Genomic DNA, 18,889 nt, shown 5'->3' with positions numbered 1-18,889 from the left:
GCTGCACGCGGATGGTCTGCCCCACCAAATCGGAGCCTTTGCCTATGGGTTTGTTGGCGCAGTAGAAAAAGCGAGCCCCGGCACCACATCCGACAAGGGCGCCGAACTGAACTCGGCCACGTCGATCTCGCCGGACTTGAGCATCTGCACCGCCTTGGGCTGGTCGCCCAGCGAGCCGTTGGAAAAGAGCTCGATTGTGTATTTGCCGCTGGAGGCCTTATCCACCTCGTCCACGATCGATTTACCGCCGCATCGCGGCCCGATTTTGCCGGGAAATCCGCCGCTCAAGCGAGCGGCGAGGATCAGATGAACGCGTTCAGCAGGTTTTCCAGATTTTCCTGGCGTCCCGAGACTGGGCGCGTATCGACATTGCGGGCCAGCACCTGCGCGGCGACGGCGTCGAGCGACATTCTTCCGTCCAGCACATCCCGGCCAAAAGGGCTTGTCCAGCCCGCGTAGCGGTCTTGCCTGAATTGGGCAAAGCGCCCGTCAAGCATCATTTTTTCGGCAATCAGCAAGGCACGGGCCGACACATCCATGGCACCGATATGGCCGTAGAACATGTCTTGCGGGTCAATCGACTGGCGGCGCACCTTGCTGTCAAAGTTGATGCCGCCGGTGGTGAAGCCACCGGCCTGCAAAATCAGGTACATCGCCAGCGCGGTCTCGGGAATATTGTTGGGGAACTGGTCGGTGTCCCAGGCGCACTGCATGTCGCCCCGGTTCATGTCAATCGAGCCAAAAATCCCCAGATCGGTGGCGGTGGCGATTTCGTGCTCGAAACTGTGGCCCGCCAGCGTGGCATGGTTGGCTTCGATGTTGACCTTGATTTCCTTCTCCAGGCCGTAGCGGCACAGGAAGGCGTAGACCGAGGACACGTCGTAGTCGTACTGATGCTTGGTGGGTTCGCGCGGCTTGGGCTCGATCAGGATGGTGCCCTTGAAGCCGATCTTGTGCTTGTACTCCACCACCATGTTCATGAAGCGGCCCATCTGGTCGAGTTCCTGGCCGATGCGGGTATTGAGCAGGGTCTCGTAGCCTTCGCGACCACCCCACAGCACATAGTTTTCGCCGCCCAGCTTGAGCGTGGCGTCCATGGCCTCCTTGACTTGCAAGGCAGCCAAAGCAAAGATTTCGGGATTGGGGTTGGTGGCCGCACCTGACATGAAGCGGCGGTGGCTGAACAGATTGGCCGTGCCCCATAGCAGCTTCATACCGGTGGACGCCTGTTTGGCAGCGAGTACATCGACCATCTCGTGCAGGTGGTTCACGCTGTCACGCGGCGTGGCACCTTCGGGGGCCACGTCGCGGTCGTGAAAGCAGTAGTAAGGCGCACCCAGTTTGGCGAAGAATTCAAACGCCACATCGGCTTTGGCCTTGGCGGCGTCCATGGGGTCGGCCATGTGCTGCCAGGGGCGCTCGAAGGTGTCGCCGCCAAACGGGTCCGACCCATTCCAGCAGAAGCTGTGCCAGTAGCACACGGCAAAGCGCAGATGCTCCGCCATGCGCTTACCCAGCACCAAGCGGTCTTTGTCGTACCACTTGAAGGCCAGGGGGTTGTGGGAGTCGTTGCCTTCAAAGGCGATGGGGGCGATGTTTGAAAAATAGGAGGTCATAGGTTTTCCAGTCAAATAGGATGAAGGGGATGGATGAGCGGACTCAGCCGATGGCGGCCGGCGTCGGGGTGTAGAGCGCCCGAAAGCGCGTGTAGCGGGCGGCCAGCATGTCCTGCTCGTCGGCCTCGGGGCGGTAGATGTGCTCCACCGCCGGGCTCAGGCACACGGCCTGCTGGCTGGCGCCTGTGGCCAGCCAGCCCAGTCGTGCGGCTCCCTGTGCGCCACCGACGGCGGAGCTGCCGTGGGTGACGATCTCAACATTCAGGCTGGAGGCCAGTTGCTGCGCCCACAAGGCGCTGCGCGCGCCGCCACCGACCAGGGACAGGCGCTGCACGGCGCTGCCCGCGGCGATCAGCGCCGCCAGACCGTCGCGCAGGCCAAAAGTCACGCCTTCCATCACCGCATAAGCCAGACGCGCTGCGTCGGTCTCAAAACTCAGGCCATGCAGACTGCCGCGCACGTTGGCGTCGTTGTGCGGCGTGCGCTCGCCGCCCAGGTAGGGGAGGAAAAGAGGCGCGGCGGCCCGTTGCGCCAACGTCAAGACCTCGGCTTGCGCCGCCAGGGTACCTTCCGACGACGCGCCCAGCAAGCCGCTCAACCATTGCAGCGAACTGGCCGCTGACAGCATGACGCTCATCTGGTGCCAGCGCCCGGGCAGTGCGTGGCAAAACGCGTGGGTGGCGCTGGCGGCGTTGGGCTGGTAGCTGGGCGTGACCACGAACAGGACGCCACTGGTGCCCAGTGACAAAAAGCCCTGGCCCGCGTCGACCGCGCCCATGCCGACGGCGCTGGCGGCGTTGTCCCCGCCCCCCCCGGCCACCACGATGCCGGGCGGCAGGCCCAGCGTCCTCGCCACGTCGGCGCTCAGGGTGCCGCCGGCCTCGCAGCCCTCCACCAGACGGGGCATGTGGGCTTGGCTCAGGCCGGTAAGCGCCAGCAGCGCGTCAGACCAGCGGCGCTGCTGCACATCAAGCCACAGGGTACCGCTGGCGTCCGACATGTCGGTCACATAGTCGCCCGTCAGCATCAGGCGCACATAGTCCTTGGGCAGCAACACCTTGGCGATGCGCTTGAAAATGTCGGGCTCGTGGCGCGCCACCCAGCGCAATTTGGGCGCGGTGAAGCCCGGCATGGCCAGGCTGCCCGCCAGCGCCGGCAGGCCGGGCAGTTCCGCCATCATGTCGGTGCATTCCTGCGCCGCGCGGGTGTCGTTCCACAAAATGGCCGGGCGCAGCACCTGGTCCTGCGCGTCCAGCAACACGGCGCCATGCATTTGCCCGGACAGGCCGATGGCCCGGACCGCGCCGTACGCCTGGGGGTGGTCCTGGCGCAACTGGGCCAGGGCGGCCTGGGTGGCATGCCACCAGTCCTGCGGCTGCTGCTCACTGTGGCCGGGCTGGGGCCGTGACACCGCCAGCACGGCGCCGGCCGAGCCGATCACCTGGTGGCTGGACGCCAGGAGCAGCGCCTTGACTTCTGACGTGCCGACATCGATTCCGAGAAACATGATTTGCCTAGGGTTGTGGGTTAAGTGGCCAGGGGGTGAGCGCGTGGATGCATGGGGCGCAGGTACTGGTGCAGCACCAGCGCCGCCGCCCCGACCGCCGAGGCCAGCAGGCCATGGCGCGCGGCGCGCACCGTCGGTGCCTCCATGCCGGCGCTGGCGGCATACGCCTGCAGGGTGTCCTGCGCGATCGTGACGATGCCGGGGTAGCGCTCGCAGGACGACCCGCCCACCACCAGCGAGCCGGGGTTGAAGGTCGTCCACAGGTTCTGCAGCAGCACCCCCAGGTAATACCCGCCACGCCTGGTATCAACCATCCGAGCCAGCGCGCGCGCACCAATGAAGGTTTCGGCGCAGCCGCGCCGCCCGCAGGAACACAAAGGGCCGTCCACCTGCAGAATGCTGTGGCCGATTTCACCGGCCATGCCCTGCATGCCCGTGAACAGCCGGTCGTTGAGCACAATGCCCGCGCCCACGCCCGTGCCGCAGGTCACGAAGATCAGCGAGTTCTGCGCCTCGTCTTCGGAAAATTCGTACTCGCTCAGGGCGGCGGTGTCGGCTTCGTTTTGCACATGCACCGGCACGTCGGGCAAGCCTGCCAGGGTCAGCGCCTGGGTGATTTGCGGTAAAAAATCCACGTTGCGCCAGCCCAGGTTGGGCGCAAAGCGCACCACGCCGGTGGCGTCGTCGAAGGCGCCGGGCAGGCCAATGCCCACGCCCGAGAGCTGGCGCCCCTGCGCCGCCATCTCGGCATAGGCCCGCGCCACCAGGGCGGCGCTCTGGCGGCATACGGCCGGCGGTTGGGTGCTGTCCAGCGGCTCTTCCACCGTCCACAGGACTTGCCCCAGCAGGGAGACGGTCACCACGCGCAACGCTTCCACGGCAATTTCGACGCCAATCAGGCCACGCGTGCGGGCGTCGATCTGCAGCGGCGTGGAGGGCCGCCCCAGCCCGCTGGCCGCGGTGAGGCCGGTCTCGGTCAGCCAGCCTTCGTCGATGAGTTCGCGCACCAGCAGGCTGACGGTGGATTTGGTCAAGCCGCTCTCGCCGGCCAGCCGCGCCCGCGACAAGCCGGGATGGGCGCGCAGCAGGCGCAGCAGCACGCTGCGGTTGATGCGCTTGACAAGTTGTTGGTCGCCGGTGGTCTTCATGTTCAAGGGGGAAGGATCAGGCGCCGCGCTGCGGGGCCTGCGTCTTTCCTTCGGGTTGTTTGCCAGCGATGATCATGCCCAGAACCTGGTCCTCGTTCAGGTCCGCCGTGCGGTAGGTGCCCACCAGGCAGCCGTTTTTCATGACCGCGAGGCGGTCGCTGAGGGTAAACACGTCGTGCATGTCGTGCGTGATCAGGAAAATACCCACGCCTTCGGCTTTCAGTTGCAGCACCAGATTGGCCACCATGGCGGTTTCTTCCGGCCCCAGGGCGGCGCAGGGCTCGTCCATGATCAGGATGCGGGCGTTGAAATAGATGGCGCGCGAGATCGCCACCACCTGGCGCTGGCCGCCCGAGAGGCGGCGCACCGGGGTGTGGATGTTGGTGAAGTTCTTGTTCAGGCGCCCAAACACCTTGCGCGCCTGGGCCTCCATGAAATAGTCGTCCAGCGTATTCCAGGCGGTCATTTTTTCCCGCCCCAGGAACAGATTCGCCACGGCGTCCAGGTTGTCGGCCAAGGCCAGCGTCTGGTAGATGGTCTCGATGCCCAGCAGCTGGGCCTGCGCCGGGGTGCGGATGTGGACCTGTTGCCCGCTGATGCGAACCTCGCCCGAGTCGATCGGGTAGGCGCCGGCCAGCATTTTCATGAGCGTCGATTTACCCGCGCCGTTGTGGCCCAGCAAGGCCACCACCTCGCCGGCATACAGATTCAGGTTGACGTCCTCCACGGCGTGCACGCCGCCAAAGGCCTTACGAATGTCTTTGAGTTCCACGAGGGGCTGCATATCAATTCTCCTGCGCCCACTTGCGGTAGAGCACGTCAAACACGACGGCGACGATCAGCACCTGCCCGATGATGACCATGCGTTTGCCAATCGACACATCCAGCAGCAGCATGCCGCTGTCGAGCGACTGCATGATGAGCGCGCCCAGCACCGAGCCGATGATGGTGCCGCTGCCCCCGGCTAGCGCGGTGCCGCCGATCACGGCCGCCGCGATCACGAACAGCTCCATGCCGGTGCCCAGCGAGTTGGTGCCGGCATTGAGCCGGGCCACCGACACGATGGCGGCGATGGTGATGAGCACCGCCAGCAGGGCAAACAACATAAGCGTGACACGCTTGACCGGAATGCCCACCAGCGCGGCGGCGTCGGGGTTGCCGCCCATGGCGTAGACATAGCGGCCAAAGCGGGTCCGCTGGCTGATGAACGACACCGCCACCGCCACCGCGGCCCAGATCAGCACCGGCACCGGAATGCCCTGGGGCGCGTCTTTGTTGGGAATCTGGTAGCGGTTCATGGCGGCGGCAAACGCCAGCACCAAGAGCATCGGTACGGCCACCCGCAACGCGTCCACCCACAGGGCTTGCAAAGGCATGTCGTGCCGGGCAGCGGCGCGCCGGCGCAGCGCGGCGCGCGCCACTAAGGCCAGGCAAACCAGCGCGCCCAGCACCCAAGTGGCGGTAACACCGATGGCGCCGTCATAGCCTCCGCCGAGTTGCAAAAAGGTCTCGTCCGTGAGCGGCTGGGTCTTGCCATCGGCCACCAGAAAAGCGGCGCCGCGCAGGGACATCAAGCCGCCCAGCGTGACCACGAAGGACGGCACGCCCAGCATGGCGGTCAGCCAGCCCTGGTAGAGGGAGACCAGCACGGCCGCGCCCAGGCCAGCCAGCGAGGCCGCCGGCCAGGACCAGCCCAGGGTGTACTGCAGGTAGGCGATCAGCACGCCGACAAAGCCAATCACCGAGCCCACCGACAGATCGATATGACGGGCCACGATCACCAGCACCATGACCGTGGACACGATGCCCACGACTGCGGTCTGCTGGGCAATGTTGTAGAGGTTTTCCGGCGACAGGAAGATGCCGTCCGAAAAAATGTGGAACGTGCCGGCCAGCACGGCCAGCACCAGCGCCATGAACACCAGCCGCCAGTCGATGGGCGCCTTGCGCAGGGTTTGAAGAGGGGAATTCATGTGAGTGGGCGGCTTACCCGGCCTGCCTGCGCAGACCAGGAGGAGGTTGCTGAAGGGCCGGTATTACTTGCAGACGGCGACGTCGCCGGTCACGCCCTTGCAGAGTTCTTCTTTCTTGATCCAGCCGGCTTTCACCACCAGATCCAGGTTGTCGCGGGTGATCGGCACGGGCTTGAGGAATTGCGCCTGCAGGGCAATCTTCTTCTCGCCGCCGTTCCAGGAGGTGGCGCCCGCCACCTTTTTGCCGCCGCCCAGCGAAACAGCGGCTTGCGCGGCCTGCATGCCCAAGTCACGGGCGTCCTTCCAGACGCTCACGGTCTGCGAGCCCAGGGCCACGCGGTTCAGCGCGGCGAAGTCGCCGTCCTGGCCCGACACGGGAATGCCCTTGATGCCCTTGGCGCTCAGTGCCGCCACCACGCCACCGGCGGTGCCGTCATTGGAGGCCACCACGGCGTCAATCTTGCCGCCCGTCTTGGTGATGATCTGCTCCATGTTTTTCTGTGCGACTTCGGGCTTCCAGCCCTCGGTGTATTCCTCGCCGACGATCTTGATGTCGCCCTTCTTCACGGCGGCGGCAATGATTTCCTGCTGGCCTTCGCGCAGGAAGTTGGCGTTGGGATCGGTCGGCGAACCCTTGATCATCACGTAGTTACCCTTGGGCTGTGCCTTGAACACGGCGCGCGCCTGCATGCGGCCTACTTCCTTGTTGTCAAAGGTGATGTAGAACACGCCGGGGGCCTCGATCAGGCGGTCGTAGGCGACAACAGGCACTTTTTGCTTGTTGGCCTTGTTCACGGCCGGCAGGATGGCGTCTTTGTCCATGGCCAGCACGATCAGGACCTTGGCGCCCTTGGCCATCAGGCCGTCGATGTCGGCCAATTGTTTTTCGGGCGAACCGGCGGCGTCCGCGCTGATGTACTTGGCGCCCATTTTTTCCAGCTGGGTCTTGATGGCGGCTTCGTCGGTCTTCCAGCGCTCTTCCTGGAAATTCGACCAGCTGACGCCAACCGTCAATTGGGCAAATGCACCCGCAGCGGCCAGACTCAGCGCCAGTGCGGTCAGGGTAGTCTTCAGTTTCATCTTTGTCTCCAGTCAGTTGGCCTGTGTCAGGCCTGTGGTTATGAACGACTCACATGAGCCATCGCGCTCCCGTCCATGCAATACGATGCACTTAGTAAGGACGACGAACTAATTATGAAGGACGCTGACGGTTTGTGTATTGGTGGAAACCCGAGATAGTTTGTTGCTCGAACTTGGTAGCCACGTGCAAGACGGGCAGGGTGACGCGTAGCCCTGAATTTTTTACATAAAACTAGCCTCTAGCGCCCACCAATCAATCGCATAAAGCTATTAAAATAATAGCAATTTGACAAGCATCAGCAGGCTGACAATGCTTACCCATTGCGGCTTTTTTACAGCCACTTGATCAATCTCATCCCCGTTTTTACGCCCCGGTCAGCACACCCCCTCATTCATTTGAATCAGGAGTAGCTCATGGATATCGTGTTTATCGCCGCAGCAGCCAGACTGTGGGGCCTGATGTTCTTGCTGGTCTGGGGCTTCCAACGCAGGTCGTCAGCCGATTGAGTTTCACATCTGAAAAAATGCGTTCCCGGCTCTCGCCCGGAACGCATTTCGGGGTTTAGTTTGAAGCGGAATTAACCACGTCCACCGCGCCCACTCCGCCCACCGCGGCGGCCACCGTGGTCATCACCGGCAGCGTCGTCAGCGCCGTTGCGCGCCAATTGCTCTTTGGTTTCAATGGCGGGGTGGCCGCCTTTTTTGCCGCCCTCGCCGCGTGCGCCTTCACTGGCTTCGCGCGCGATCGGCTGATCCGCTACTGACGTAGCCGAGGCAGAACTGGCGAATGTAGTCCCTGCGACCAGGGCACTGATCAGGAAAGCAATTTTGGTCTGTGTCAACATGATAAATCTCCTTAAATGAGTGAAGTTGCAAACAAGAGAACTACGCCTGCGTTTCGTGTCTGCTGGCCTCGGTGAAGTACCGGTTTGCTTCTTTGCCGATCCAGCTGCAGTTCTCTTGGTTTCAGTTTAGGCAAGGGGGGCTTCATAAACGACGGTCGCTGGTCGCGATTTCAGGCCGTCGTTGGTCGCTAAATCATCAGACCTTGGTCCCTATTTAGCCCCTGTCATTTGTTATGCCGCATGCCGAGTGCTACGCTGAAGCCAGGAGAATTTATCGTGATTGCCTTTATCCGTTCCAGCCTGTCGCGCCAGTTCCTTTTGATCAGTTTTCCAGTTTTGCTGACCGGGATGATGGTGATCGGCTCCCTGATCGGCAAGCAGGTCGAAGAAAGTGTCGTGCATCGTATGGGCGGGGTAACCGGGCTGTACGTCGACAGCTTTGTCGCGCCGCATGTGCAAAGTCTGCTCAGTTCGGACGATCTGCGTGCTGCGGACCGGGTAGCGTTGAGTGCATTGCTGACCCAAACACCGCTGGGCAAGCGCATCGTTGCTTTCAAAATATGGCGGCCGGATGGTCGCATCCTGTACAGCGCCGATGCCTCGCTGATTGGACAATCGTTTCCGATTGGAGAAGGCTTGGCGGAGGCGCTCGCCGGCCGGGTGCATTCGGAGGTCAGCGAGCTGAACGCAGCCGAAAATGCAGCAGAGGCCCACAAATGGCCGCGCCTGATCGAAACCTACACGCCGATCCATGCGCTGGGGCTGGGGTCAGTGATTGCGGTTGCCGAGTTCTATCAGCGGGTGGATGAAGTGATGCACGAGTCCGCCGCTGAGCAGCGCCAAAGTTGGCTGGTGGTGGCGCTAACCACCGCGGTGATGTATTTGCTGTTGTTTCTTCTGGTGCGTCGGGGTAGCCAGACCATTGACCGGCAACGACGCGAACTCAATGACAAGCTGGCGCAGCTGACCGCCTTGAACACCCAGAACGAACAACTGCATGACCGGGTGCGGCGAGCGGCGGCGAGCACGACGGCCCTCAATGAAACTTTTCTGCGCCGCATAGCTGCGGATTTGCATGATGGCCCCGGCCAGGATTTGGGTTTTGCCCTGATGCGGTTTGACTCCATCAGTGACCTCTGCTCAAAACGCCCAGGCGGGGAGCAGGAGCGGCAGTCGGCCGCTACGGCATTGCGCCCGATCCATTCCGCCATCGAGTCGGCGCTTGCCGATTTGCGCTCGATTTGCGCCGGCCTGCATTTGCCAGAAATTGATCCGCTAACCCTGAACGAGATCGCTGCCCGGGCGGTACGGGACTACGAAAGCAAGACCGGGGCAAAAGTCGCGCTGGTGGTGGCCGACATCAACACGGCGGCCTCGCTGCCAGTCAAAATCGCTTTGTACCGACTGCTCCAAGAATCGCTCGCCAACGGGTTTCGGCACGCCGCAGGCGCCGCACAACGGGTCGAAATCAGGTCTGAAGACAGTCGCCTGCTGGTTGAAATCAGCGACAAGGGCCCCGGCTTCGATCCGCACGCGGCGGTCAAGGTGGGACACCTCGGTCTGGTGGGCATGCGCGAACGGGTGGAGATTCTGGGTGGCTCATTCGATTTGCAGAGCATGCCTGGCTTGGGAACCCTGATCCGGGTAAATTTGCCCTTGGTCGTACCGGAGATGAACTATGAATGAGCAGATTCGCGTTCTGGTGGTCGATGACCATCCCTTGTTCAGGCAAGGCGTGGTGCATTCTCTGGACTCGGATCCCGGACTGACCGTGGTGGGCGAGACGGCATCGGGCGAAGAAGCATTGAGGCTGGCGCGAGAACTACTGCCCGACGTCGTGCTGCTCGATATCAGCATGCCGGGCTGGAACGGACTGGTCACGGCCGAGAAGATCACCACGGCCTGTCCCGCCACCACGATCGTGATGCTGACCGTCTCGGAAGACAAGGACAAACTGTTTGCGGCCTTCAAGGCCGGCGCCCGGGCCTATGTGCTGAAAGGGGTTTCCGCCCGTGAGCTCACGCGTGTGGTGCGTACAGCCGCCAACGGTGAAGTTTATGTGTCGCCTTCGCTCGCCGCAGAAATGCTGGTGTCACTGACCCAGGGCCAGGCACCCGATCCCTTGCAGGAATTGACGGAGCGCGAACGCGAAATCCTCGGCCTGATCGGCGCCGGCATGACGAACCGGGAAATCGGAGAACGCATTTTTCTGTCAGAAAAGACCATCAAACATTACGTCACCAATATCCTGCAGAAGTTGCAGGTGCGCAGCCGTGTGGAAGCAACGCTGCTTGCTGCGCAGCACGACAGGTCCGGTTTGCGTTAGGCAATTGGGTTGCGCTTGGCTGGGGCCGCCACCTACAAACAGTTTTCGCTCGCATTCGCCCGACGAAAACGCCCGCATTTACAGTTTTTTTACAGCCGGTAGATCAATCTCATCCCCGTTTTTACGCGCCGGTCTCCACACTCCCCTCATTCATTTGAATCAGGAGTAGCTCATGGATATCGTGTTTGTCGCCGCCGCCGCCGGACTGTGGGGCCTGATGGTCTTGCTGGTCTGGGGTTTTAAAAAGCTCGAAAAACCAGCCGGAGGCCGCTCATGATCAGCCTGGAGGTTCTTTACGGTTTTGGCGGCATGTGCGCAGTCCTGCTGCTCGCCTATCTGGTTTATGCGCTGATCCGCGCTGAGGAGTTTTGATGAGTACTTCCTCATGGGGCTTGTTGGCCCTTTTCCTCGGGCTTTTGCTTGTGGCGGCCTGGCCGCTCGGCATCTGGCTGGCGCGCCTGAGTTCTGGCAATGTGCCGCTGTGGATGCAGCGGGTCGAAGCGCCGCTGTTCCGTCTCGCGGGCACCTCCGCGAAGGAGTCCATGAACTGGTCGCACTACGCGCTGGCCGTGCTGGCCTTCAATGCCTTGGGCGTGCTGGTGGTTTATGCGCTGCAGCGCTTGCAGGTCTGGCTGCCGCTCAATCCGGCCGGCATGGTCGCCGTGTCGCCGGATTCGGCGTTCAACACCGCCCTCAGCTTTGTCACCAACACCAACTGGCAGGGTTATGGTGGTGAAGCCACCATGAGCTACCTGACGCAGATGCTAGCGCTCGCGGTGCAGAACTTTTTCTCGGCGGCCACCGGCATCGCCGTGGTGTTCGCCCTGTTTCGCGGCTTTGCGGCGCGCTCGACCGGCGTCATCGGCAACTTCTGGGTAGACGTGACGCGTATCACAACCTGGCTGCTGGTACCGCTGTCCCTCGTGTTCGCCGTGTTCCTGGTGGGCCAGGGCGTGATCCAGAATTTTGACGCCTACAAAGACGTGACGACCCTGGAGGCCACCAGCTACCAAGTGCCCAAAAATGACCCCGACGGTCAGGCCCTGAAAGACGACAAAGGCAACCCGGTTTTGCAAAACCTGAAGACCAGCACACAGACACTGGCCATGGGCCCGGTCGCGTCGCAGGAAGCCATCAAGATGATTGGCACCAACGGCGGCGGTTTCTTCAATGCCAACTCGGCCCATCCTTATGAAAATCCGACCGCGCTGAGCAACTTGCTGCAGATGCTGGCGATTTTCCTGATCCCCGCCGCCTTGTGCTTTGCTTTCGGTCGCGAGGTCGGCGACCAGCGCCAGGGCTGGGCCGTGCTGGCGGCGATGACGGTGATGTTTGTGATTGCCGTGATCGCCATCACACCGGCCGAGCAGGCCGGCAATCCGCTGATCGGCGCGCTGGGCGTGGACCAAGCCACCAGCAGCCTGCAGTCCGGCGGCAATATGGAAGGCAAGGAAACCCGCTTCGGCATCAACGCCTCCAGCCTGTTTGCGGTGATCACCACCGCCGCCTCGTGCGGCGCGGTGATCGCCATGCACGACTCCTTCACGCCGCTGGGCGGCATGGTGCCCATGGTGATGATGCAGCTGGGCGAAGTGGTGTTTGGCGGCGTCGGCAGCGGCCTGTACGGCATGCTGATCTTTGCCATTCTGGCGGTGTTCATTTCGGGCCTGATGATTGGGCGCACGCCAGAGTACCTGGGCAAGAAGATCGAGGCGCATGAGATGAAGCTGACCTCGATCGCCATTCTGGCGACGCCGATTCTGGTGCTGACCGGCACGGCGATTGCCGTGCTGGCCGGCGCCGGCAGGGCCGGCATTGCCAACCCCGGCGCCCATGGCTTGTCAGAAATTCTTTATGCCTTCAGCTCAGCCGCCAACAACAACGGCAGCGCTTTTGCCGGGCTGTCCGCCAACACGCCGTTCTACAACACGCTGCTGGGACTGGCCGTGTGGCTGGGCCGCTTCGGCGTGATCGTGCCGGTGCTGGCGATTGCCGGAGCCCTGGCCGCCAAAAAACGCCTGCCCGTCACGGCCGGCACCATGCCGACCCATGGTCCGCTGTTTGTGACCCTGCTGATTGGCACTGTCCTGATGGTGGGTCTGCTCAATTACGTCCCGGCGCTGGCGCTGGGCCCGGTGGTCGAGCACCTGATGCTGTGGCCCGGTCACTGAACCGCCGAACAAGAAAAGTCGAGTCAATGCTATGAAAACGAAAACCTCTCTCACGCTCCTTGATCCGGTGCTGCTCAAGCCGGCCATCGTGGCGTCTTTCACCAAACTGAGCCCGCAGGTCCAATGGCGCAACCCGGTGATGTTTGTGGTCTACATCGGCAGCATCCTGACGACCTTGCTGGGCCTGTTGGCCCTGCAGGGGCAGGGAGAAGAGTCGGCGGGCTTCATCCTGGGTGTCTCGCTCTGGCTCTGGTTCACCGTGCTGTTTGCCAACTTCGCCGAAGCACTGGCCGAAGGACGCAGCAAGGCGCAGGCCGCTTCGCTGCGCAGCCTGAAGAAAAGTACTTGGGCCAAAAAGTTCAAGGACCCCGTCAACAAGATTTTCCACGGTACGACCTGGTTGCCCGAGCAGGCCGAAAACCTGAGAAAAGGCGATGTCGTGCTCGTTGATGCAGACGACATGATTCCGCTCGATGGCGAAGTCATCGAAGGCGTGGCCACCGTGGACGAGAGCGCCATCACCGGCGAATCGGCCCCGGTGATCCGCGAATCGGGCGGCGATTTTTCGTCGGTCACGGGCGGCACCCGTGTGTTGTCTGACTGGCTGGTGGTGCGCATCACGGTCAATCCGGGCGAGTCGTTTCTGGACCGCATGATCAGCATGGTCGAAGGCGCCAAACGCCAGAAAACACCGAATGAAATCGCGCTGACGATTTTGCTGGTGGCGCTAACCATCGTGTTCCTGATCGTCACGGTCACGCTCCTGCCGTTCTCTGTTTTCAGCGTCGGTGCGTCTGGTGCTGGCACCGTGGTCAGCCTCACCGCGCTGATCGCCTTGCTGGTGTGCCTGATTCCCACCACCATCGGCGGTTTGCTGTCGGCGGTGGGGGTGGCTGGCATGAGCCGCATGATGCAGGCCAATGTGATTGCCACCTCGGGCCGGGCCGTGGAAGCGGCCGGTGATGTGGATGTGCTGCTGCTGGACAAGACCGGCACCATCACCCATGGCAACCGGCAGGCCGCCACTTTTTTGCCCGCCCCCGGCGTGACCGAGGCGCAACTCGCGATCGTTGCCGTGCAGGCGTCGATGGCCGATGAGACGCCGGAGGGCCGCAGCATCGTCACGCTGGCCCAACGCCTTGGTGCGGTCGAGCCGCTGGTGGGGGAAAGCCATGAAGTGCCGTTCACGGCGCAGACCCGCATGAGCGGTGTCGATGTCAAAAACAGTGACGGCAGCATGCGCCAGCTGCGCAAGGGTGCCGTGGATGCGATCCGCAAACACATTGAGTCGCTGGGCGGCGGCCTCCCCGCGCAAGTCATCCGGGCCGCCGATGAAGTCTCGCGCCGCGGCAGCACGCCGCTGGCGGTGAGCGATGGCAACAGCGTGCTCGGCATCGTGGAGCTGAAGGACATTGTCAAGGCCGGCATCAAAGAGCGCTTCATGGAACTGCGTCGCATGGGTATCAAGACCATCATGATCACCGGCGACAACAAGCTCACGGCGGCGGCGATTGCAGCCGAGGCCGGTGTCGATGATTTTCTGGCCGAGGCCACGCCGGAGGACAAACTCAAGCTGATTCGCCAGTACCAGGCCGAGGGCCGATTGGTGGCCATGACCGGCGACGGCACCAACGACGCGCCGGCGCTGGCCCAGGCCGATGTGGCGGTGGCGATGAACAGCGGCACCCAGGCCGCCAAGGAAGCCGGCAACATGGTCGATCTGGATTCGAACCCGACCAAGTTGCTGGAGGTGGTGGAGACCGGCAAGGCCTTGCTGATGACACGCGGCTCGCTCACCACCTTCTCGATTGCCAACGACGTGGCCAAATATTTCGCCATCATTCCGGCAATATTCGTGACCACCTACCCGCAGCTGGCGGCCCTCAACGTGATGCGTCTGGGCAGTCCATCATCGGCCATTTTGTCGGCGGTGATTTTCAACGCGCTGATCATCATGTTTTTGATCCCGCTGGCGCTCAAGGGCGTCAAGTACCGGGCCATGGGCGCGGCCATGCTGCTGCGCCGCAACCTGCTGATTTACGGTTTGGGCGGACTGATCGTGCCCTTTATCGGCATCAAGGCGATTGACCTGTTGCTGGTGGCGTTGCATCTGGCCTGATGCCTGGCTGCCCTAGCAACAAATTGAAAGGAACTCTCATGAAAAACATTCTTCGTCCGGCACTCGTGCTGTTCTTCATCCTCACGTTGGTAACCGGTGTGGCCTACCCCCTGCTGGTGACCGGTGTGGCGCAGTCATTGTTTGCGACGCAGGCGGGCGGTAGCCTGATTCTGCGTGATGGCAAGCCGGTCGGCTCCAGCCTGATCGGCCAAAACTTCAGTGAACCCCAGCATTTCTGGGGCCGCCCTTCGGCCACCGGCCCCATGCCCTACAACGCCTCGGCGTCCAGTGGTTCCAACCAGGGCCCGCTGAACCCGGCGTTGACCGACGCCATCAAGGGCCGCATTGAAGCCTTGCGCGCCGCTGATCCGGGCAACACGGCACCGGTGCCGGTGGACCTGGTCACAGCTTCCGCCAGCGGACTGGACCCGCACATCAGCCCGGCTGCGGCAAACTTTCAGGTAGCCCGCGTGGCCAAGGCGCGCGGCTTGCCAACCGACAAGGTGCAGAGCCTGGTGGCGCAGCAGACCGAACCACCGCTCCTGCCCTTTTTGGGTGAGCCGCGCGTGAATGTGCTCCAGCTCAATCTGGCACTTGAAGCCATTCGCTAAACCCACATCGGCTCGCCACGGCACGCATGATCCATGGGCTCTGACTTGGGAACGCTCTTGTACGCACTGGCCGCTGTGTGCGTTCCGCTGGTGCTGGCGTGGGGCATCGGCCGTTGGCAGGATCGCTCGAAAAAGCGACGGGAACGGCATCGGACGTGAGCGTGGGAGCAAAGCGCATTTGCGGGGGACCGCATCTCCACCCGCACGCCCAGACGCACTGCGGCCTTAACGCTTTCTTTACACCGCACCGAGAGGTTTTATCCCCGTTTTTACGGCGTGATTTCTATCCTTTTCCCATCGTGCTTTCTATCAACAGCACGCTGGAGTTCACGATGAATTTTCTTTCCGTTCTGGCTTTTCCGGCTGCACGCGCTGCGTACCGTGGTCATGCCCTGACTTTTGTCGACCCGCATCCGGCCCCAATTGCGCTTGCGACCAAACGCTTCGAGCTGATGAATGTAGTGGTTGCGAGCAAGGATGCGTGGCGGGCCCGCCAAGCCTTGCAGGCCTGCCCTGACACGGCCATTGTTCGCTGCTCGCCAATGCACAAAGACGCGAGGGTCAAGCTGGAAGTCCGTTTTCCCGCCGGACGGGGCGACACCGTGATCGACCGCATCCTGAGCTGTTTGCCGAATGGCCAGATTGGCGGCATCGTTGCCTACGCCAAGGTGCTACCCTTCGCTGCACGCCCTGTTTGACACGAAAGACCCCCCCTTTGGCTTACACCCACGAATCCCGCCCGGACCCCGATCAGCTGCTGGCGCAAATCCGCGGCGAAGACGCACGCGTCGGCAAGCTGCGCATTTACTTCGGCGCCGGCGCCGGCGTGGGCAAAACCTACGCCATGCTCAATGCCGCCCAGCGTGAGCAGGTGGCCGGACGCGAGGTGCTGGTCGGCGTGATCGAAACCCATGGCCGCAGTGAAACCGCCGAATTGCTGGCCGGGCTCAAACAGCTACCTCAACGCGAGGTGCCCTACCGCGGCCGCACCCTGTATGAATTTGACCTGGACGCCGCCCTGGCCGCCCACCCGGCCGTGTTGCTGGTTGATGAGCTGGCGCACAGCAATGTCGAGGGCTCGCGCCATCCCAAACGCTGGCAGGACGTGCAGGAGTTGCTGGATGCGGGCATTGACGTGTGGAGCGCCATTAATGTCCAGCATCTGGAAAGCCTGAATGGCACGGTGGGCGCCATCACCGGCATCCGCGTGCAGGAGACCGTGCCCGACACCGTGCTGGACCGCGCGGACGAAATCATCCTGGTCGACGTCACGCCGGATGAGCTGCTGGCACGCCTCAAGGCTGGCAAGGTCTATCTGCCGCAGCAGGCCGAACGCGCGGCGCAGAACTTTTTCCGCAAGGGCAACCTGATCGCCCTGCGCGAGATTGCCCTGCGCCGCACCGCCGAACATGTGGAAGACGACGTGCGCAGCTACCGCATCGAGCAGTCGCAAGCCGGCGGTAGCCAGGCCCTCGCCAGCGCGTCGGCCTGGAACACCTCCGGCGCCATCCTCGCCTGCGTCGGCCCGCAGGAAGGGGCCGAACATGCGGTGCGTAGCGCCGCACGGCTGGCCGGCCAGCTCAACGTGCGCTGGCACGCGGCTTATGTCGAAACACCCGCCCTGCAGCGCCTGCCCGCCGCGATGCGCGACCGCACGCTGGCCGTGCTGAAGCTGGCGGAAGAACTGGGGGGCAGCACTGCCGTGTTGACCGGCAACGACGTGGCGGGCGAACTGGTGCGGCAGGCCGATACCCTGAACTGCGCCACGCTGGTGACCGGCCGCCCCCGGGCACGGCGCTGGCCGGCGCTGCGGCGTCTTTTGCGCCCGTCCCTCGCGCGCCAGCTCGCCACCCTGGCCCCGGCGCTGGACATCATCGAGGTTGGCGGGACCGAGAGCACCCGGCGCTTGCCCCAGGCCGTGCCGCGCAGCGGGCTCGAGGCGGAAGAGGCCGTCCCGTGGCGCGACGCCTGGCCGCGTTATGCCTGGGCCGGCGCCGGCTGCGTGCTGACCACGCTGCTGGCCTGGCCGCTGCTATACCGGATCGACCTGGCCAACATCGTGATGCTGTTCCTGCTGTATGTGGTGCTGGTGGCGGTCAAGCTGGGGCGTGGCCCGGCCATTCTGGCGGCCGTGCTCGGCGTGGCCTCATTCGATGTGTTTTTCGTGCAGCCGCGCTTTTCGTTTGCGGTCAGCGACGTGCAATACCTGGTGACGTTTGCGGTGATGCTGGCGGTGGGTCTGCTGATTGGCCAGCTCACCGCCAGCCTGCGTTTTTCGGCCAGCATCTCGGCCAGCCGAGAGCGGCGCGCCCAGGCCCTGTTCGAGTTGACGCGGGACCTGTCTGCCGCGCTGCAGGTCGTCCAGGTGGTGGAGCTGGGCGAAGCAGCTGTGCAGCGCAGCTTTGGCGGCCAGGCCCGGGTGCTGCTGACCGATGCCAACGACCAGCTGGCGCTGGCCAGCGATTTGCCAGCCTCGATTGACGCCAGCATTGCCGACTGGGCGTTTCACAACGGCCAGCGCGCCGGCCTGGCCACCGCCACCCTGCCGTCCCATGCCTGGCATTACGTGCCGCTGCAGGCGCCGATGCGGATTCGCGGCGTGCTGGCGCTGCAGCCGGCGCAGCCGCGCTGGCTGCTGATTCCCGAACAGGTGCAGCAGCTGGAAACACTGGCGCGCCAGATCGCCATTGCGATTGAGCGGGTGCACTATGTGGAAGTGGCGCAAACGGCGGTGGTGCAAATGGAATCCGAAAGCCTGCGCAACGCCTTGCTGGCGGCCATTTCGCATGACGTGCGCACCCCGCTGACCGCGCTGGTCGGGCTGGCGGAATCGCTCGAACGCTCGGCCCCCCCGCTGGCCAGCAGCCAAGCCGCCACGACCCGCGCCATCAGCCAGGAAGCACGCCAGCTCAACGCGCTCGTCACCAACCTGTTGGACATGGCGCGCCTGCAAAGCGGCCAGGTCAATCTGCGCCGTGACTGGCATTCGGTTGAAGAACTGGTCGGCAGCGCCATCCGGGCGGCCCAGCATGCACTCGGCCACGCGGTGGTACAGACCGACGTGCCGGCCGAGCTGCCACTGGTGGAGTTCGACGCGGCGCTGATGGAGCGGGTACTGGTGAATCTGCTGGAGAACGCGGCCAAATATGGGGGCGCTGCCGGGCCGCAGGCGCGGCCGATTCTGCTCAGTGCCCGGGTTACGCCGACCACGCTGGTGCTGAGCGTGCGCGACTACGGGCCGGGCCTGCCGCCGGGCAGCAAAGACCAGGAGCAAACACTGTTTGACAAGTTCACGCGCGGCAAGACCGAATCGGCGACGCCGGGTGTCGGCCTGGGGCTGGCCATCTGCAAGGCGGTGGTGGAAGCGCACCGGGGTACCATCACGGCGGCCCAGGCCTTGGGCGGTGGTGCAGAATTCATCCTGACCCTGCCGCGCAAGCCGCCCCCGGAGCTGCCCGACCTCCCTGATGCCTGAACGCCAGTCCAACTCGTC

16 protein-coding genes are annotated in these 18,889 nt (G+C 63.4%); 8 read left to right on the top strand and 8 right to left on the bottom strand.

Going from position 1 to position 18,889, the window contains the following annotated elements:
• Window positions 1-42: 42 nt before the first annotated feature.
• The 8 genes from C5P05_RS34440 to C5P05_RS10550 form a co-directional block, all read right to left on the bottom strand.
• Window positions 43-225, bottom strand: coding sequence for a hypothetical protein (locus C5P05_RS34440; protein WP_232834438.1), 183 nt, complete (start codon window positions 223-225; stop codon window positions 43-45).
• Window positions 226-302: 77 nt separating this feature from the next.
• Window positions 303-1,616, bottom strand: a complete 1,314-nt coding sequence (gene xylA / locus C5P05_RS10580; RefSeq protein ID WP_114969805.1) for a xylose isomerase — start codon at window positions 1,614-1,616, stop codon at window positions 303-305.
• A 43-nt stretch (window positions 1,617-1,659) separates the two neighbouring features.
• Window positions 1,660-3,123 (bottom strand): xylulokinase, encoded by a 1,464-nt coding sequence (gene xylB, locus C5P05_RS10575; protein WP_114969804.1) that lies wholly within the window; start codon window positions 3,121-3,123, stop codon window positions 1,660-1,662.
• Window positions 3,124-3,143: 20 nt separating this feature from the next.
• Window positions 3,144-4,271 (bottom strand): ROK family transcriptional regulator, encoded by a 1,128-nt coding sequence (locus C5P05_RS10570; RefSeq protein WP_114969803.1) that lies wholly within the window; start codon window positions 4,269-4,271, stop codon window positions 3,144-3,146.
• A gap of 16 nt (window positions 4,272-4,287) precedes the next feature.
• Window positions 4,288-5,055, bottom strand: coding sequence for an ATP-binding cassette domain-containing protein (locus C5P05_RS10565; protein ID WP_114969802.1), 768 nt, complete (start codon window positions 5,053-5,055; stop codon window positions 4,288-4,290).
• Window position 5,056: 1 nt separating this feature from the next.
• Window positions 5,057-6,244 carry a sugar ABC transporter permease gene (locus tag C5P05_RS10560; RefSeq protein WP_114969801.1) on the bottom strand — a complete coding sequence of 396 codons (1,188 nt, stop codon included), beginning with the start codon at window positions 6,242-6,244 and terminating at the stop codon, window positions 5,057-5,059.
• A gap of 63 nt (window positions 6,245-6,307) precedes the next feature.
• The gene (xylF, locus tag C5P05_RS10555) at window positions 6,308-7,324 is read right to left on the bottom strand and encodes a D-xylose ABC transporter substrate-binding protein (RefSeq protein WP_114969800.1); all 1,017 of its coding nucleotides are present in this window, start codon (window positions 7,322-7,324) and stop codon (window positions 6,308-6,310) included.
• 578 nt (window positions 7,325-7,902) lie between these two features.
• Window positions 7,903-8,169 carry a hypothetical protein gene (locus tag C5P05_RS10550; protein WP_114969799.1) on the bottom strand — a complete coding sequence of 89 codons (267 nt, stop codon included), beginning with the start codon at window positions 8,167-8,169 and terminating at the stop codon, window positions 7,903-7,905.
• 276 nt (window positions 8,170-8,445) lie between these two features.
• On the opposite strand from C5P05_RS10550, the gene C5P05_RS10545 reads away from it, so the two are divergent.
• The 8 genes from C5P05_RS10545 to C5P05_RS10510 all read left to right on the top strand — a co-directional run bounded on the left by C5P05_RS10545 (window position 8,446) and on the right by C5P05_RS10510 (window position 18,871).
• Window positions 8,446-9,855 (top strand): sensor histidine kinase, encoded by a 1,410-nt coding sequence (locus C5P05_RS10545; protein ID WP_198674692.1) that lies wholly within the window; start codon window positions 8,446-8,448, stop codon window positions 9,853-9,855.
• On the top strand, window positions 9,848-10,495 hold the full coding sequence (locus tag C5P05_RS10540; RefSeq protein WP_114969797.1) for a response regulator: 648 nt from the start codon (window positions 9,848-9,850) through the stop codon (window positions 10,493-10,495). The genes C5P05_RS10545 and C5P05_RS10540 overlap by 8 nt, the downstream gene beginning before the upstream one ends.
• Window positions 10,496-10,768: 273 nt before the next feature.
• Window positions 10,769-10,867 carry a K(+)-transporting ATPase subunit F gene (gene kdpF, locus C5P05_RS10535; protein WP_114969796.1) on the top strand — a complete coding sequence of 33 codons (99 nt, stop codon included), beginning with the start codon at window positions 10,769-10,771 and terminating at the stop codon, window positions 10,865-10,867.
• Window positions 10,867-12,666 carry a potassium-transporting ATPase subunit KdpA gene (gene kdpA, locus C5P05_RS10530; protein ID WP_114969795.1) on the top strand — a complete coding sequence of 600 codons (1,800 nt, stop codon included), beginning with the start codon at window positions 10,867-10,869 and terminating at the stop codon, window positions 12,664-12,666. Before kdpF ends, kdpA begins: the two co-directional genes overlap by 1 nt.
• 31 nt (window positions 12,667-12,697) lie before the next feature.
• A complete protein-coding gene (gene kdpB / locus C5P05_RS10525) occupies window positions 12,698-14,785 on the top strand; it encodes a potassium-transporting ATPase subunit KdpB (protein WP_114969794.1) in 2,088 nt (695 codons plus the stop codon).
• A 38-nt stretch (window positions 14,786-14,823) separates the two neighbouring features.
• The gene (gene kdpC, locus C5P05_RS10520; protein WP_114969793.1) at window positions 14,824-15,396 is read left to right on the top strand and encodes a potassium-transporting ATPase subunit KdpC; all 573 of its coding nucleotides are present in this window, start codon (window positions 14,824-14,826) and stop codon (window positions 15,394-15,396) included.
• Between the two features lie 332 nt (window positions 15,397-15,728).
• The gene (locus C5P05_RS10515; RefSeq protein WP_114969792.1) at window positions 15,729-16,094 is read left to right on the top strand and encodes a hypothetical protein; all 366 of its coding nucleotides are present in this window, start codon (window positions 15,729-15,731) and stop codon (window positions 16,092-16,094) included.
• 17 nt (window positions 16,095-16,111) lie between these two features.
• Window positions 16,112-18,871 (top strand): DUF4118 domain-containing protein, encoded by a 2,760-nt coding sequence (locus tag C5P05_RS10510; protein WP_232834432.1) that lies wholly within the window; start codon window positions 16,112-16,114, stop codon window positions 18,869-18,871.
• Window positions 18,872-18,889: the final 18 nt, after the last annotated feature.

Source organism: Rhodoferax ferrireducens, from assembly GCF_003347515.1.
Taxonomy (GTDB): Bacteria; Pseudomonadota; Gammaproteobacteria; order Burkholderiales; family Burkholderiaceae_C; genus Rhodoferax.
This window is presented reverse-complemented; position numbering and strand designations above follow the sequence as displayed.

Coding starts and splice junctions, on each gene's coding strand:
- C5P05_RS10550 (WP_114969799.1), bottom strand. CDS start 8,169: ATGTTGACACAGACCAAAATTGCTTTCCTGATCAGTGCCCTGGTCGCA.
- C5P05_RS10565 (WP_114969802.1), bottom strand. CDS start 5,055: ATGCAGCCCCTCGTGGAACTCAAAGACATTCGTAAGGCCTTTGGCGGC.
- kdpB (WP_114969794.1), top strand. CDS start 12,698: ATGAAAACGAAAACCTCTCTCACGCTCCTTGATCCGGTGCTGCTCAAG.
- C5P05_RS10560 (WP_114969801.1), bottom strand. CDS start 6,244: ATGAATTCCCCTCTTCAAACCCTGCGCAAGGCGCCCATCGACTGGCGG.
- xylA (WP_114969805.1), bottom strand. CDS start 1,616: ATGACCTCCTATTTTTCAAACATCGCCCCCATCGCCTTTGAAGGCAAC.
- C5P05_RS10540 (WP_114969797.1), top strand. CDS start 9,848: ATGAATGAGCAGATTCGCGTTCTGGTGGTCGATGACCATCCCTTGTTC.
- C5P05_RS10515 (WP_114969792.1), top strand. CDS start 15,729: ATGAATTTTCTTTCCGTTCTGGCTTTTCCGGCTGCACGCGCTGCGTAC.
- kdpF (WP_114969796.1), top strand. CDS start 10,769: ATGATCAGCCTGGAGGTTCTTTACGGTTTTGGCGGCATGTGCGCAGTC.
- C5P05_RS10570 (WP_114969803.1), bottom strand. CDS start 4,271: ATGAAGACCACCGGCGACCAACAACTTGTCAAGCGCATCAACCGCAGC.
- xylB (WP_114969804.1), bottom strand. CDS start 3,123: ATGTTTCTCGGAATCGATGTCGGCACGTCAGAAGTCAAGGCGCTGCTC.
- kdpC (WP_114969793.1), top strand. CDS start 14,824: ATGAAAAACATTCTTCGTCCGGCACTCGTGCTGTTCTTCATCCTCACG.
- xylF (WP_114969800.1), bottom strand. CDS start 7,324: ATGAAACTGAAGACTACCCTGACCGCACTGGCGCTGAGTCTGGCCGCT.
- kdpA (WP_114969795.1), top strand. CDS start 10,867: ATGAGTACTTCCTCATGGGGCTTGTTGGCCCTTTTCCTCGGGCTTTTG.